This window comes from Burkholderia sp. MSMB1078WGS, assembly GCF_001528895.1.
Classification (GTDB): domain Bacteria; phylum Pseudomonadota; class Gammaproteobacteria; order Burkholderiales; family Burkholderiaceae; genus Burkholderia.
Map to the genome: position 1 here is coordinate 186654 of NZ_LPDI01000009.1, position 14843 is coordinate 201496.

Below are 14843 nucleotides of genomic sequence, written 5' to 3' on the forward strand. Positions count from 1 at the left end.
ATGTTCGCCGCCATCGTCCCCAGCCATTTTTCGGGTGTCCAATGCCGATCGGCTCGCGATTCATGCGAAACCGGCATCAATGCGCGTTGCTGTGCCGCTGCGCCGCCGCGCAGCGTTACGCGAACGACGCCTTTACCAGCGCATGGAGGTCGCTCGCGAAGCTGGACATCGAGATGGCGCGGTGCCGCACGATGCCGACCGTGCGCTCGATGGTCGGGCTCGCGATCGGTACCGCGCGCACCGCTGGCGAGCCGTACGCCTGCAGCGCGCTCTCGGGCAGGATCGCGCAACCGACCCCGGCCGCTACCAATGCGGCAACGCACGAGATGTGCTCGACCTCGTAGAACCAGCGTGTTCGTACCGCTTCCTGACCCATCAGCATTTCGAGCAGCAGGCGATTACCGCTGTCCCGACCGCCGATGATCAGCTTCGCATGGCGCAACTCCCCGAGCGTGACGGCGTCCGCACGCGCCAGCGGATCGTCGTCGTGGGCTGCGAGCACGTAACGGTCGGTGAAGAGCGGTTCGAACAGGAGATCGGCGTCGTCGCCGGGATGCAGGCTCACGCCGAATTCGGCGATGCCCGCGCGCACCTGCGACAGCACGAAGTCATGATTGCCGTCGAGAATCTGCACGGCGACGTGCGGATACTTCGCGGCGTAGCGACGCAGCACGTCGGGCAGCGCCTGCGCGACGACGGTCGGGATCGACGCAAGCCGCACCTTGCCGTAACGCTTTTGCGCAATGTCCTGGATCGACGACAGCATCATCCCGAGCTGCGCGATCTGCTCGCGCGCCATCGGCAGGAACTGGCGGCCGACGCCCGTCAACGTCACGCTGCGCGTGGTGCGCTGAAACAACTCGACGCCGAGCGTTTGTTCGAGCTTCTGGATGCGGCGCGACAGCCCGGGCTGGGTCAGGTTCAGCTTTTCCGCCGCGCGATGGAACGTGCCGAGCTTTGCGACGGCGACGAATGCTTCGAGTTCCGAGTTTTCGACTTTCATGACGCTGGGCGCTCCGTGTCCGATCCAGCGGCACGGAACGACGCGCCGCGATCAAGCGGCCATTGTCGTCGAAATCGGAGAGCGAGCCCGGTCGTGACGCCGACGATCGCGCATGAGGTGTTCAGGTAGACGGGAAAGCGGTTGAGGAACGCCGTTTGATTTGTCGGCGGTGGGGTGGGTGATATCGCGTTCGCCCGTCCGACAGGGCATGGGCAAGCATTCGCGTCCGGTGCATACGCTGGTCCTGTGACGACGGTTATCGGCAGTCGAGCGGACGACGAGCAAGATCAATCGAGGTAGTCGATAGCCCACACCGAGCCGAGGATCGTTGTGGTTGATATCCCCACGTAAGACCATATGAAGTTTGAGACAGCCGCGCATCCAATCCGGCGATCAATTCGCAGGCGTTGGCACTGAACCAACGATGGATGCCACACTCGCCCAAATCATCGAAACAGCCCCAATTCCCCATACTTCCCACGATTTCTCCCGGGTGTATCCCACTGGTTGTCCACGCGACTTTCTACCTAAGATGAAGGAATCATGCGCGTTAATTCGGTACCTGCACGCGCATGGAGGGAGGCAGTAGGCAGCGTCGGGACCGACGCCAGCGGATGTTCCCGTCATGGATGCGAAAGTGAGCGCGTCCGCTGCCAGTTTTGCGACTGCAGCGGCGCCAACGGGCGCGGCGGCAATGGCCGCGCGGACGGCGTCCGGCCGCCTTGGCCGAACCGCTTCGCTGCGCCACGCGTTTCTCGCAATCGTTTGCGTTTTGAGTGCGGCACCCGCCGTGCTCGCCGGGGTTCCCGCCGATGCCGACGATACGCCCGACACCGTACGCATCGCCGCCGCCACGAGCCCCGCCGATTCCCGCGATCTCGCCATTTCTTCACACGACACGGCCGTGCGTCAGGTCGTGCTCGGCATCATCAGCTTCACGCGCTGGCCGACGACGCCGGTTCGCCTGCATCTGTGCGTGACGGGCCGGCCCGACTATGCACGCGGCCTGACCGACACGCTGCAGGCAGGCTCGACGCTGCTCGACGTGCAGCGCGTGCGCTTCGACGATCCCGCGCTCGGCATGGTCTGCGACGTCGTCTATCTCGGCACCCTGAGCGAAGGCGAGAGAACGCGGGTGAGGTCGGCAGTGGCGGGCCATCCGGTCCTGACGATCTCGGAGCACGATCCGTCCTGCACCGCAGGCGGCATGTTCTGTCTCAACGTCGACGGCGAACGCGTGTCGTTCGACATCAATCTCGACGCCGTGGCGCGCAGCGGCGTGCGCGTGCACCCGAACGTGCTCAATCTCGCACGACGGCCGGTGATGCCATGACACGGTCCGCGCCCCCCGTTTCCGCTTCGCGCCTGCCGCGCCCGACGCTGCAAAGCGTGTTGCGTCGTGCGCACCTGCGCCTCGCGTTCGTCGCCGTCGCGATGGCCGCGGTGTCGTTGATCGTCGTCGCCGTGATCGCGTTGCGAGCGTATGCCGGCAACAACCTGAACCTGCTGGCGCGCTCGCTCGGTTATACCGTCGAGGCGGCGCTCGTGTTCGGCGATCGCATCGCGGCGAACGAGGCGATCGGGATGATCGCCGGCGACGAGGACGTCACGCAGGTAGTCGTCACCGACAGCAAGGGACAACTCTTCGCGACGTGGCAGTTGCCGGCCGGAAACGGGATCGCGCGGCTCGAGCGCGCCGTCGCCGCCGTGGCGCTACCCGGGCCGGTTACCGCCCCGGTGATGCATGACGGCATCATCGTCGGCCACGTCGTCGTACGCGGCCGAGGACATCAGTTCTTCGGCTTCCTGCTCGGGGGCGTCGGCGGCATTCTCGGCTGTCTCGCCTTCAGCGTGTTCGGTGCGTATGTCAGCTCCAAGCGTCTGCTGCACGACATCGTTTCGCCGCTGCGCGCGCTGGCGGGCGTCGCGCACGCGGTGCGGCGCGAGCGTGCGTTCGGGCGCCGCGTCGAGCCCGCGGCGATCGACGAACTGAACCAGCTCGGCGACGACTTCAACGCGCTGCTCGACGAATTCGAAGACTGGCAGAACACGCTGCGCGACGAGAACGCGTCGCTCGAACACAAGGCGACGCACGATGCGCTCACCGGGTTGCCCAACCGCGTGCAGTTCGAGTCGCGCCTCGCGCTTGCGCTTTGCGATGCGACGTTGACGGGGCAGCGCGTCGCCGTTCTTTATCTCGACTGCGACCGCTTCAAGGAGATCAACGATTGTCTCGGCCACGACGCCGGGGACGCGGTGCTGATCGGCATCGCGTCGCGGCTGCGCACGCGGGTGCGCGAGGCCGATCTCGTCGCGCGCCTGGGCGGCGACGAGTTTGCGGTGATGCTGGCGACGGTGCCCGAAGCGGGCAGCGTGTGCCGGATCGCCGACGAGATTTTGTCCGGCATGGCGCTGTCGATCGAGCTGTCCGACGGCCGCGTGGTGGCCACCATGATGAGTGCCGGCATTGCGCTGTATCCCGATCACGCGTCGGACGCGAGCGGCTTGCTGCGCGCGGCGGATATCGCGATGTACCGCGCCAAGCGCGCGCGGCCGGGATCGTGGAGGTTGGCGGAGAGCGTTGCAGGGCCGGTGTGACGTTGATCGACTCGCGCTGCGGGCGAGGCCGCAGCGGCGGTTAAAAGAAGCGCTTGCAGAGCGGGCGCGATAGAAGGGGATGCGAAATGAACCACTCGTTTCCTGTGAGCATGGGGCGGATGTGCGTCGGGAGTGCGCTGCTGCTGGGCATGCTGCTGGGGGGCTGCAAGACGCCGCCGCTTCATCGCGGGCTGACGCAGACGCAGGTCACGGCGCTGAAGTCGGCCGGGTTCCAGGAGACCGGGCAGGGATTCGAGTTCGGTTCGACCGGGCCGATTCTGTTCGATTTCGATCGGTACAACCTCAAGCCGGATGTCAGGCGGATCGTCGAGCGGATCGGGCGGACGTTGCAGTCGGCGGGAATCAACGGGGTGCGGGTTTATGGGTACTCGGACGACGAGGGGGAGGCTGCTTACGATTTGGAGTTGTCGAGACGGCGGGCCGAGGTCGTTGCTGTCGAACTGGTCGACGTCGGACTCGATGCGAAGCGGATCGCGATCGTCGGGAAAGGGAAGCGCGATCCGGTAGGAGACAACAAGACGCCGGCAGGGCGGGCGCAGAATCGGCGGGCGGCGATTGTGGTTTCGCCGCGGTGAGGGAGGTGCGCCGCGATATCGATTGCACGCCTGCCGACCAGTAGGCTGTCTAGTATGGTTGCTCAAACACTGCGCCCGGAATGCCTTGGTGCGGTCAGTTCGTTTTAACTGTTTCCTGCCATTGTCACGCAGACGCCTGAGGATGCAGTGTCACGGTTTTCATTGCAGGCCGTCGCGGTGCTTCGGCGCGGCGTGCCGCCTCCGGGCACCCGGCCGGTGGTCTCTTTTTCGGATTTTCAGGGCCCGAACGAAAACGTTTGCGGGGCATCTTTCAAGCGGTCGGGTTTTACCCTACATTATCGGGGCTGCGGGCCGGCGAGCCGGCTCATGGAACCTGAGATCACACGCAAGGAACAAGAATGAGTTTCGCTCCGAACGGGGGTATTCCCAGTGGATTGGGCGGTAGTGCGCTCGGCTCGTTGAGCGCGCTCGGGGGCCTCGCCGGCCCGGTGGCGTCGAGTGTGGCCGGCAGCCTGGGGCCGCTCGCCGGCCTGGCCGGGCACGTCGACACCGTCCAGCGCGCGATGCAGCTCGCGCAGACCGGCTTCTCGCTGATGGACAAGACGCCCGGCGCGATTGCAGAGGCGATCAACGGCGCAGCCAACCCGGCACGCCTGACCCAGCTCAACCGCTATGTGACGCTCGACACGCCGCTCGGCCCGGATGTGCTGCTGGTCAGCGCGGCCGTCGTCGACGAGCACGTGAACCGCTTGCCGGAAATCCACCTCGACCTGCTGTCGCATCGCCACGACCTGCGGCCCGAGGACCTGATCGGCCAGCAGGTCAAGATCCGCTTCGACCAGCAGGCGCGCCTGTCGACGCTCGAACGCGTCGTGGCGTCGGGCACCGGCGACAACGACCGCTATTTCGACGGCTACGTCGCGTCGTTCGACCGCGCCGGCAACCCCGGGAACGTCACGCAATACCACCTGACGGCCGTGCCATGGTTCTGGTTCCTGACACGCTCGACCGACTGCCGGATCTTCCAGAACAAGACCGCGCAGGACATCCTCACCGAGATCTTCCAGGAACACGGTTTTTCCGATTTCACGTTCGACATCCGGACGAGTCAGAAGCCGCTCGAGTACGTCGTGATGTACCAGGAGAGCTACTACAACTTCTGCGCGCGGCTGATGGAGCAGGAGGGGCTCGTGTGGACGCACCGCTACGAGAAGGATAAGCACTTTCTCGTGATCGGCGACACGAACCTGCTGTTCCGCCCGATCGAAGGGCTCGCCACCGTGCCGTTCGCCGCGACCGAGGCCAGCGAGGGCGGCGGCATCGACCAGTTGCACGAAGGCCGGCGCTTCGGCGTCGGCAAGGTCACGTTCCGCGACTTCAATCACCAGAATCCGTCATCGCCGCTGATGCTGGTGGAGGCCGGGCCGCAAAACCTCAAGCATGCGCGGCTCGATGCGACCGAGCGGTTCGAGCACCAGTCGCTGTACGACCACGGCGACGACGGCAACCGCTACGCGCGTTACGCGATGGAGGCCGAGGAGGCGCAAGCCCATCGTTATACCGGCGCCGGCTATGCGTGGCGCATGACGACGGCGGGCGCCGTGACCGTCGCGAACCACCCCGTCCTCGAAAACAACCAGGAGTACGTGATCCTGCACGTGCGTCACGAGGCCGTGAACGACTATACGCAGCACAGTGCGAAGCTGCCGTACCGCAACAGCTTCTCGCTGCTGCCGAAGAAGATCCCGTACCGCGCGCCGCGCGCGACGCCGAAGCCGGTGATTCACGGCACGCAGTCGGCGATCGTCGTCGGGCCGAAGGGCGAGGAAATCTATACGAACGGCAGCGCGGTGAAGGTGCATTTCCCGTGGGACCGGCGCGGCAAGAAGGACGGCTCCGATTCGATGTGGGTGCGCGTGTCGCAACCGTGGGCGGGCGACGGCTGGGGCGCGGCCGCGATTCCGCGGATCAAGCAGGAAGTGCTGGTGGCGTTCAATCAGGGCGATCCGGATAACCCGGTGATCGTCGGCCGCGTGTTCAACGGCGAGCAGGGCAACCCGTATCATGGCGCGGCCGGCCAGACGATGGGGATCAAGAGCCAGACGCACAAGGGGCAGGGGTCGAACGAGTTGCTGATGAGCGACGTCAATGGCGCACAGATGTTCTACATGCATGCGCAGAAAGACATGCATACCGTTGTCGAGGACGCGCAATGGACTCAAGTTCTCAAAGGCGACCGGACCGTCGAGGTCGGCAAGGGCAACCATACGACGGCTGTCACGGTTGGCAACCTGTCGGACGTTGTCATGCAGGGCAATACGCTGCATCAGACTCCGCAGGGTGTGCACACACTGGAAGCCAAGGAGCTCTGGATCAAGATCGGCGGCGACGGCGGCACGCGTATCCACATGACTGCTGACTCGATCGACATCTATAAGGGCGAGTCGGTGATCCACCTGGATGACAGCAACATCAATATCCAGGCTGCTAGAACCGACATCAATCCGAAGAACGGCTAATACCAATAAGGATAACAAAGCATGTACCAGATGCAGGAAGGCACATTGGCGCTGCCCGTGGAGTGGCAGGACAAAACGATGAACGTATTTGTGTCGGCAGCGACTGGCACGGAGGGCGTGAGTTTCGTGATCACGCGCGAGCGACTGCCGTGGGGCATGAAGTTCGCCGAATATGTGTCAAGCGAAATCCGGAAGGTGGCGAAGCAGGTTCCAGATTATGCCGAGGTGGCAAATGAAGACGCCACCGTATCCGGGCGCGCCGCGCATGTGCACGAGTTTACTTGGACGAACAACCAGGCGCCCATTCACCAGCGGCTGACGATGGTGGAATACGGGCAGGTTGTCCTGATGCTCACCTTTACTGCGCCCGGCACGCTGAGTGACACCCAGCGTGAACAAATCCGGGCGGTGATTCAGAGCCTTCAGTTGCGCGATCCGATCTGAGGCTGCAATGTCGGACACGCCGAATTACGACGAGCCGAGCGGCAGCGCACAGGAACGTCTCGATCAGATCGCCAGGCTGGAGGACGGTGAAGCCGCGAAAGCGGCCGAGCAGCCGTTTTACGAGCACCTCAACTACGGGATGCTTGGCGCCGATGCGGGCCTGACCGCCGTTGAGGGGACGGCCGCCGGGCTGAGTGCGGCCGGTACAGCGCTGGCTGGTGGCGCGACCGGCGGGGCGGCACTGGGTGCGGGCGCGGTCGCGGCGGGCACGGTCATGCTTCCGCTCGCGATTGCAGTCGGTGGCGCCTGGGCACTCGACAAGGTTGGTTTCACTGGATGGCTCTCCGGGCAATTCACGCGGGTCGGCGATGCACTGGGCCTGACGATCGGCCACGGCGATCCGCATCCCGCCTGCGTAGGCGATCGCATCGCGCATTCGTCGGGGTTTATGGGGATCCTCACCGGCATTGCCGTCGGGGTGGCGATCGGTGTCGCGGTGGCGGCTACTGTGGCGACTGGCGGGCTCGTCGGCGGGTTGATCGTCGGGGCGTGCCTGGCGGGCGGCCTGACGCTCGGCGGTGCGCTTGCGTCGGCCAGTCAGAGCATGGGCAGCAACTGTGGGGAGATCAAGACTGGATCGGACAATGTGTACTTCGAGGGCAAAAAGGTCGCGCGTGTCACGGATCTGGTGAAGTGTGATCACCATTCGAGCGCACCGCAGGCGCTCGTCGACGGCAGCAAAACCGTGTTCGTCAACGGGCTGCCGCTGGTGCGGATCGGCCACGAGACCCACTGCAGCGGCAAAGTCAATTCGGGGCGCAACAGTATCTGGATCGACAAGACGACTGGAAATTATGGCCCGAAGAACCCGGAGCTGTCCGCGACGCAGGAATTCCTGGCGGGTTTGATCGGCGGGATTGTAGGCGGCGGAGTTGGAAAAGTTGGCGGCAAGGGGCTGCGGGCGGTGCGCGAAAAATTCCGGCCCGAGCCCACCCGATCGGCAGAGCAGAGGGGTACCAAGGACGAGAATCGACCGAAGTGCAAGGACCCGGTTGATCCGGTATCCGGAGAAATGCTGGAGATCCGCACGGATCTGGCCATTCCTGGAATCCTGCCTCTTGAGTTCAAACGACGCTATCGGACTCGATCGGACGATCATGGATTGCTCGGTCACCGCTGGTCGGACAACTGGTCGCAGCGATTGGCGTTCGATGGTGGCCGCTTCGTGCGATTCCACGATGGCGCAGGTCTGGTGATCGGCTTTGACGCGCCGGATATGGCGCTCAACGGCATTAACCTGCGTGAGCCGCGTTATCGGCTGGTTGGAAGTCGCCTTGAGCCGCGCATCTTCGATCGTGACACTCGGCAACTGCGTATTTTCGCGCCGCTCGTCGACGGGCGCTCGTCTCGCCTCGAACGGATCGAGGACCTCGACGGCAATACGGTTGCCTTCTCCTACGATTCCACGGGTCGCTTGAGCAACCTGGCCCATAGCGATGGCTATCGAGTGGAAGTGGCCTATCACGGACGTGAACGTGAACCCGAGCGGATCGTTTTGCACGATGCCGAAGGGTATGTGCGAACGCTTGTCGACTATGGCTTCCAGGGCGGCATGCTCAGCCGCGTGGCGAGCCTCCAGTTCGGGGAGTTTCACTATGCCTACGACGAACACGGCTGGATGACCCAATGGCGGGACACAGATCAGACCGATGTTCGATATCGGTACGACACCGCTGGTCGAGTGATCGAGACGGGCACTCGTCAGGGCTATCACACCGGGCGGTTTGTCTACGACGCTGGCCGCACGCGCGTTTTCGACGCCGACGGTGAACGAATTTTCGACTATAACGACGAGGGTTTCGTCACCGCCGAAACCGATCCGCTAGGCCATAGCATCCGCTCGGAATGGGAATTCGGCCGCATGATGGCCCGGATCGATCAGCTTGGGCGACGGACGGACTATCGATACGATGAGCAAGGTCAACTGATTTCCGTTACGGACAGCTCGGGGCGCACGCTTGGCTTCGAATACGATGACGCGCAGCTGCTCACTGGAGCGAGTTTGCCGAACGGCGGCCGGATCAAGCTCGAGTACGATCATCTGCGCCGATTGATTGCACGCACCGAGCCGGATGGCACCAAGACGACCTATCGCTACGGCCCGAACGGCGAACTGCTGCGCATCGTCGCTGGCGATCGCGAAACTCGCCTCGACTACGACGACCGGTTTCGACTGACCGACATCGTATTGCCGACGGGCGCTCGTTTTCGGCGCAAGGTCGACTTGTTGGGTCGGATACTGGAGGAAACGTCGCCCGATGGGCATGTGACTCGCTTCGACTACACCGACGGCCCGGACAATCCTCGTGGCCATCTGAGAGCGATTACGCGCCCCGATGGTACGGTTTCGAAAGCGCAATACAACAGCGAGGGCTTGCCGGTTGAGTGGATCGATCCGCTCGGTCGCACGACTCAGCGAACCTATGGTCCGTTCGATCTGCTCACGGCATCGATTGATGCTGCCGGCCATGCCACGCGTTTCGAGTACGACCACGCGACGCGATTGACCAAGGTCGTCAACGCACTGGGTGAAGCCTACACCTACCGCTACGATGCAGCTGGGCGGCTCGCAACGGAAATCGACTGGGGCGGCCGCACGACCCAATACGAGCGGGACGCTGCCGGGCGCCTCCTCACGAAAACACTGCCTGATGGTGGACAGTGGCGTTACACGTACGATGGTTTCGACCGTCTCGTCGAGGTCGATGCTGGGGATGTGAAGCTTGCGTATCGCTATGACTTGAGTGGACGATTGGCGTCAGCCGAAGTGCAAGGCGAGCACGCTCATGTGACGCGCTTTGCTTACGACAGGAACGGACGACTGATCGGCGAGGATCAGCACGGCGAACTGCTGCGGCACGTCTACGACGCTGAGGGGCAGCGGCGTCTGCGGATGACGCCGCGGCGGGAGACGGCCTATGCATACGATGCACTGGGTGCGCTGACGCAGGTCGGAGGGCTCACGATCCATCGCGACGGCCTGGGGCGTGAAATCGGTCGGCAAGCGGGGACGTTCGTTACTCAGCATCAATACGACGCGCTCGGCCGCCTCCGCCGACAGATCGCGGGCCCTGCCGTAGCATTCGAGGCCTTGCAAGCCGACCCGGCCCATGCGCTCGAGCAATTGACACGACAGGTCTATCATTACGACGCCGCTGGACAACTAGAGCGCGTCGACAGCGACGCCGACACGCTTACGTACCGGCGTGACGCGCGCGGCCAGATCGTTTCTGCAGAAAGTTTGCTGCAGCCGGCGGAGCACTTTCGTTACGACGCGGCAATGAACATTGCCGCGCACGGGCGCCAGGCTCCCGTGGATACTCACCATTACCACCGAGGCGGCCTGCCGGAACGGATCGGCCATGCGCGCTATCGGTACGACTCACGTGGCCGCACGATCGAGAAGACCGTCGAACAGCCCGGGTTCCGGCCAAAGACGTGGCAATACACGTGGGATGGGCTCAATCGGCTAGTGAAGGTTGCGACGCCCGAACGCGGGGTGTGGCTGTACCGCTACGATGCTTTCAACCGCCGAGTCGAGAAGCAGCGACTCGGCAGCCGCGAAACCGTGAAGTTCCTATGGGACGGTCCGACGCTGGCCGAGCGCTGGATCGAGCAGCGAGACGGTACGACTGGTCAGGTCGTGACCTGGCATATCGAGCCGGGCAGTTTCTCCCCGCTCGCGCAGGAGACCGAGGATGGTCTATATCCGATCCTGACCGACCAGATCGGCCTGCCGAGAGCCGTGTTCGACGAACAAGGCCAGCCGGTGTGGAGGGCCGCGTATTCGTTGTGGGGAAAACTGCTGCCGGTTAGGCGAGCAGCTAACGACATACACAACACGCCGATCGACACGACGCTACGCTTCCCTGGTCAATGGGCAGACGATGAGACCGGGCTCAGCTACAACCTGAATCGCTACTACGATCCCGATTCCGGGCAGTATCTCAGCTCCGATCCGATCGGACTGGAGGGCGGGCTGCGGACGCAAGGTTACGTCGCCGATCCTTTCGTCGAGTTCGATCCCCTCGGCCTCGCTACGTGCGAGACTAGCGACTCTCAAATTGATAAGGGTTTGAGCGGCCGGGGGGTTCGCCCGGGGCCAGGTGAGCGTTCGCTGACGCGGGAGCAATATCGCGAATTGATGCGTAATCGAAATCAGGGCGATGCACTACAGGCCGCTTTGGATCAGAAGATTGCGTCTCAGGACTACGTCTATCGCGCAACTACGTGGAAAGCTATTGAAAATTACCGCAAGCAAGGCAGCATCAGTGGCTATAAGGGTGCAGGAACGTACATGTCGACAGACTACGTCGGGACAAATCAAGGCGTGCTGATGGATCGCGGTCAGGTTTTCCAACACTGGGGGCCGCCCGACGTATTGTTGAAAATCCCGACATCGGAGCTCTCTTCGGCAACCGTACCAAGACCGCTCGGAGGAAAACTTTCGGTTGGATGGGAGCCAGAAACGTCGTTCTATCCGGCAGCAGGATCTGGTGGACAGAATCAGTTCATGGGAACAACGAAATCGTGGTCTGACGACTGGATTATTCCAGTCGACAAATCAATGTGAACGTCATGGATCAAGATATTCAAGATATGTTTCGGCGCTACCGCGATCGAGGTGTTGATTTGCAACAGCTACGCGCATGGTTAGATAACCAAGGAGCACGCGTCGAAGCACAAATTCCACGAGGTCAGTTGCTGAAGCTTCGGCGGGGAAGCGAAGCCCAGAGCAACGGAGCGATCGCTCAGTTGCTGCCCGCGTGCACGCACTGCCGTGGTATCGGGTTGCCCAAGCAGTTCGTGTCGCGCATGGAGTATCAGCAATATTCACAACGCCGTGATGCTGCTGTTGCAAGCGGAATTCTTACGGAAATCGTTCCGCCGCTTTTTGATTCCGAGGGCCCAGGCTCGGCAGGTTCTGCAATGTACTATCGTTGCTCTCAGTGTCATTCGATTTGGGTATTCGTGGAACCTGAGAGGGCGGAAAATGGATCATGGAATAGAGTTATTTAAATTAAATTCCATATGACCCGTCGGAAAAAAGGCGTGGTGACCAAGGGCAGTCATGTGCCTGTGGTGCTGGATATGCAAGACAGTAATTGGGCGTCGTTGCCGCTACGACTGCTTGCTGCAACGAATTGCTATTGCATTGTTTGGCGTGAAGTGCGTGGTTGTCCAATCGAGAGGGTATGAGTACTGGAATTGCAATTTACGGGATGGATCCGACTCAGGCCGTCTCCACTCTAGAGGCGGCTGAAGATCTATTTCGTCAATTGGGCTCGGAGGCAACCAGGGCGATATTTTTTTAAATTCGTCGTTCGAGGTGGGGAGAGAACTGTTGACGATCAAGAAACATCTCTCCCTGATCTGAGGTCAACAATATCGAATGGGGAAGTTTCCGCATTTCAGGTATTTAATGAAGTTGGCGTTCCGGCTATTTCGTTTGGTTGCAATGTCCCGGAATTTTTTGAGAAAAACTCAGGATGATTTATCCTTTGAACGTACTCAACGAGAATCACTTGGAGATTCGCATCGATGATATTTCATTGAGGGAATGGATTATGTCTGATTCGTCTCGAGGTTCCTTGAGAAGTATTCCAGACAATATGTGGCTCTGGGCCGTCGAGGAGGCAGATTTGACCGCAGTAAACAACGCTTGTGGAGAAGCAGGGATATTGCTCGCTTGGCAAAAAGCACCTGCGAATAAACCGGCGCGGAAATTGCCCTGAGGTCATTTTCAGAACGGTGCGAATCGTAACCAACTTACGGCGGTTGCGGATCTGGAGACCGAGGATGGTCTATATTCGATCCTGACCGACCAGACCGGCCTGCCGAGAGCCGTGTTCGACGAACAAGGCCAGCCGGTGTGGAGGGCCGCGTATTCATTGTGGGGAAAATTGCTGCCGGTTAGGCGAGCAGCTAATGACATACAGAACACGCCGATCGATACGACGCTACGCTTCCCTGGTCAATGGGCAGACGATGAGACCGGGCTCAGCTACAACCTGAATCGCTACTACGATCCCGATTCCGGGCAGTATCTCAGCTCCGATCCGATCGGACTGGAGGGCGGGCTGCGGACGCAAGGTTACGTCGCCGATCCTTTCGTCGAGTTCGATCCCCTCGGCCTCGCTACGTGCGAGACTAGCGACTCTCAAATTGATAAGGGTTTGAGCGGCCGGGGGGCGCCCGGGGCGGCCGCGCTGCGCGACGTCGGCAGCGCGCCGGACAGGGTAGGGCAGCCGTAACTCCAGCCACCCAAAACCCCGCATCACCAAACAATATCGCAAGACGACCGCGACGTCCCCGCACCGCCGGTAGCCGTGCATTTCGTCCCCGATCCGTTGTCGTAGAACGTCCGCGTCTCCGGTTGCCGCACCGACGGATCGAACGGATTCGGCGCGCCGTGCGGACCGCGAGGTGCATCGTACGGCCGCTGGGGCGCATACACCCCCCCACTTCCAACTGACCGAGAGCCGGTCGCGCGCAGGTATTCGTTCCAGTGCTGCTCGCGCTGCTCATACCCGGGCACTGCGCGACCCAAACTGTCGCTCCCGCCCGCGCCAAGCGCGACGCGGTTCGGAGCCGAGAGAAAATCGGGTTCGTGTTTAAAAGAAGGCGGCGATGCCACGAGCGCATCTCTTGTCACCTGCAACGGCCGCGTATCCGGCGTATCGAACGGGCTACGTTCGGTGGGGGCGGCGAACTGCACGCTTCGACGGCTCATCCGCGCAGCATGCCCGTCATCCCGAGCAACCGCACGCCGCTCCGAGCGGAACACATTGGCACCGGCCGATCGATCGGTCAGCGTATCGCGTTCCGAAGCATGGGAAGTCGAAACAGAGAGCGCGCACGCGATCGCGGCGGCGGAACACAGGCGGAAAGGGCAATTCATGGGCGATCCGAAGCAGGTGATGTGCATTGGACAAAACGGCAGATCACTGGCTGGCGGCGGGGCGACGAGCGGGTGTCGACGCGGCCCTGAGGCGATTGCGAGGTGCGGCGGGCGCGACTTGCACGAAGGCTGGCTGGATTGCGGAAGCGAGTTCGCATTATTTCACGGGGGTGTCAGGATTTCCGTGTTCAAGGCAGGTTGAGTAATTACACGGAAGGCCGAACGAATCGATCTGCGTAAAGGATAGCGAACTGGTTCATGGCCGTCTTCCAGTCATGCGCGGCACTTCCCCAATTCGCGGTGATGTTGCGCAAGGCCAGCCAGATGAGTTTGGTCGCGGCCTCGTCGCTCGGGAAGTGGCCACGGGTCTTGATGATCTTGCGCAGCTGCGAGTTGATATTTTCAATCGCGTTCGTCGTGTAGATGATCTTGCGCACACCCGGAGGGAACGCAAAGAACGGGATCACGCGATCCCAGGCGTTGCGCCACGCGCTACTGACAGTCGGGAATTTCTGGCCCCACGGCCCATCCGCAAACGCATCGAGTTCGGCCTGAGCGGCTTCCGCGCTGGGCGCGGCGTAGATCGGTTTGATCGCCGCGGCCAGTCCCCGGCGGTCTTTCCAACTGGCGTAATCGAGGCTGTTGCGGATGAGGTGGACGATGCAGGTCTGCAGCGTGGTGGCGGGGAATACGGCGGCCAGCGCTTCGGGCATGCCCTTGAGCCCGTCAGTGACGGCAATCAGGATGTCGTGAACGCCGCG

The 14843-nt window shown here is 62.3% G+C and carries 11 protein-coding genes and 1 pseudogene; 9 read left to right on the forward strand and 3 right to left on the reverse strand.

All coding sequences use genetic code 11. From position 1 onward, the window contains the following. Positions 1 to 115: 115 nt before the first annotated feature. Positions 116 to 1003 carry a LysR family transcriptional regulator gene (locus tag WT24_RS02885; RefSeq protein WP_060031092.1) on the reverse strand — a complete coding sequence of 296 codons (888 nt, stop codon included), beginning with the start codon at positions 1001 to 1003 and terminating at the stop codon, positions 116 to 118. A gap of 625 nt (positions 1004 to 1628) precedes the next feature. Between WT24_RS02885 and WT24_RS02890 the strand changes: the two genes are divergently transcribed. From WT24_RS02890 to WT24_RS02920, 9 genes and pseudogenes are all read left to right on the forward strand, one after another. Next, positions 1629 to 2336: a YfiR family protein gene (locus WT24_RS02890; RefSeq protein WP_060031095.1), complete on the forward strand. Its 708-nt coding sequence runs from the start codon at positions 1629 to 1631 to the stop codon at positions 2334 to 2336. Then, entirely contained in the window at positions 2333 to 3601 is a 1269-nt protein-coding gene (locus WT24_RS02895; RefSeq protein WP_059502386.1) for a diguanylate cyclase domain-containing protein, read from the forward strand. The genes WT24_RS02890 and WT24_RS02895 overlap by 4 nt, the downstream gene beginning before the upstream one ends. An 86-nt stretch (positions 3602 to 3687) precedes the next feature. After that, positions 3688 to 4197 carry an OmpA family protein gene (locus tag WT24_RS02900; protein ID WP_059502388.1) on the forward strand — a complete coding sequence of 170 codons (510 nt, stop codon included), beginning with the start codon at positions 3688 to 3690 and terminating at the stop codon, positions 4195 to 4197. A 359-nt stretch (positions 4198 to 4556) separates the two neighbouring features. Further along, positions 4557 to 6677 (forward strand): type VI secretion system Vgr family protein, encoded by a 2121-nt coding sequence (locus tag WT24_RS02905; protein WP_060031099.1) that lies wholly within the window; start codon positions 4557 to 4559, stop codon positions 6675 to 6677. Positions 6678 to 6698: 21 nt separating this feature from the next. Further along, positions 6699 to 7121 carry a DcrB-related protein gene (locus tag WT24_RS02910; protein WP_006484761.1) on the forward strand — a complete coding sequence of 141 codons (423 nt, stop codon included), beginning with the start codon at positions 6699 to 6701 and terminating at the stop codon, positions 7119 to 7121. A 7-nt stretch (positions 7122 to 7128) separates the two neighbouring features. Then, on the forward strand, positions 7129 to 11754 hold the full coding sequence (locus WT24_RS02915; protein ID WP_257127411.1) for a DUF6531 domain-containing protein: 4626 nt from the start codon (positions 7129 to 7131) through the stop codon (positions 11752 to 11754). Between the two features lie 5 nt (positions 11755 to 11759). Beyond that, positions 11760 to 12200 carry a hypothetical protein gene (locus tag WT24_RS32020; RefSeq protein ID WP_257127412.1) on the forward strand — a complete coding sequence of 147 codons (441 nt, stop codon included), beginning with the start codon at positions 11760 to 11762 and terminating at the stop codon, positions 12198 to 12200. A gap of 506 nt (positions 12201 to 12706) precedes the next feature. Beyond that, positions 12707 to 12916: a hypothetical protein gene (locus tag WT24_RS34115; RefSeq protein ID WP_156440532.1), complete on the forward strand. Its 210-nt coding sequence runs from the start codon at positions 12707 to 12709 to the stop codon at positions 12914 to 12916. 54 nt (positions 12917 to 12970) lie between these two features. Then, a pseudogene (locus WT24_RS02920) lies at positions 12971 to 13333 on the forward strand (RHS repeat-associated core domain-containing protein); the annotation flags it as partial. 125 nt (positions 13334 to 13458) lie between these two features. Here WT24_RS02920 and WT24_RS32025 read toward each other — a convergent pair. After that, positions 13459 to 14109 (reverse strand): hypothetical protein, encoded by a 651-nt coding sequence (locus tag WT24_RS32025; RefSeq protein WP_082742071.1) that lies wholly within the window; start codon positions 14107 to 14109, stop codon positions 13459 to 13461. Between the two features lie 179 nt (positions 14110 to 14288). Beyond that, positions 14289 to 14843: IS256 family transposase (locus tag WT24_RS02925; RefSeq protein WP_156441729.1), on the reverse strand; the 555-nt coding region annotated here is incomplete at its 5' end.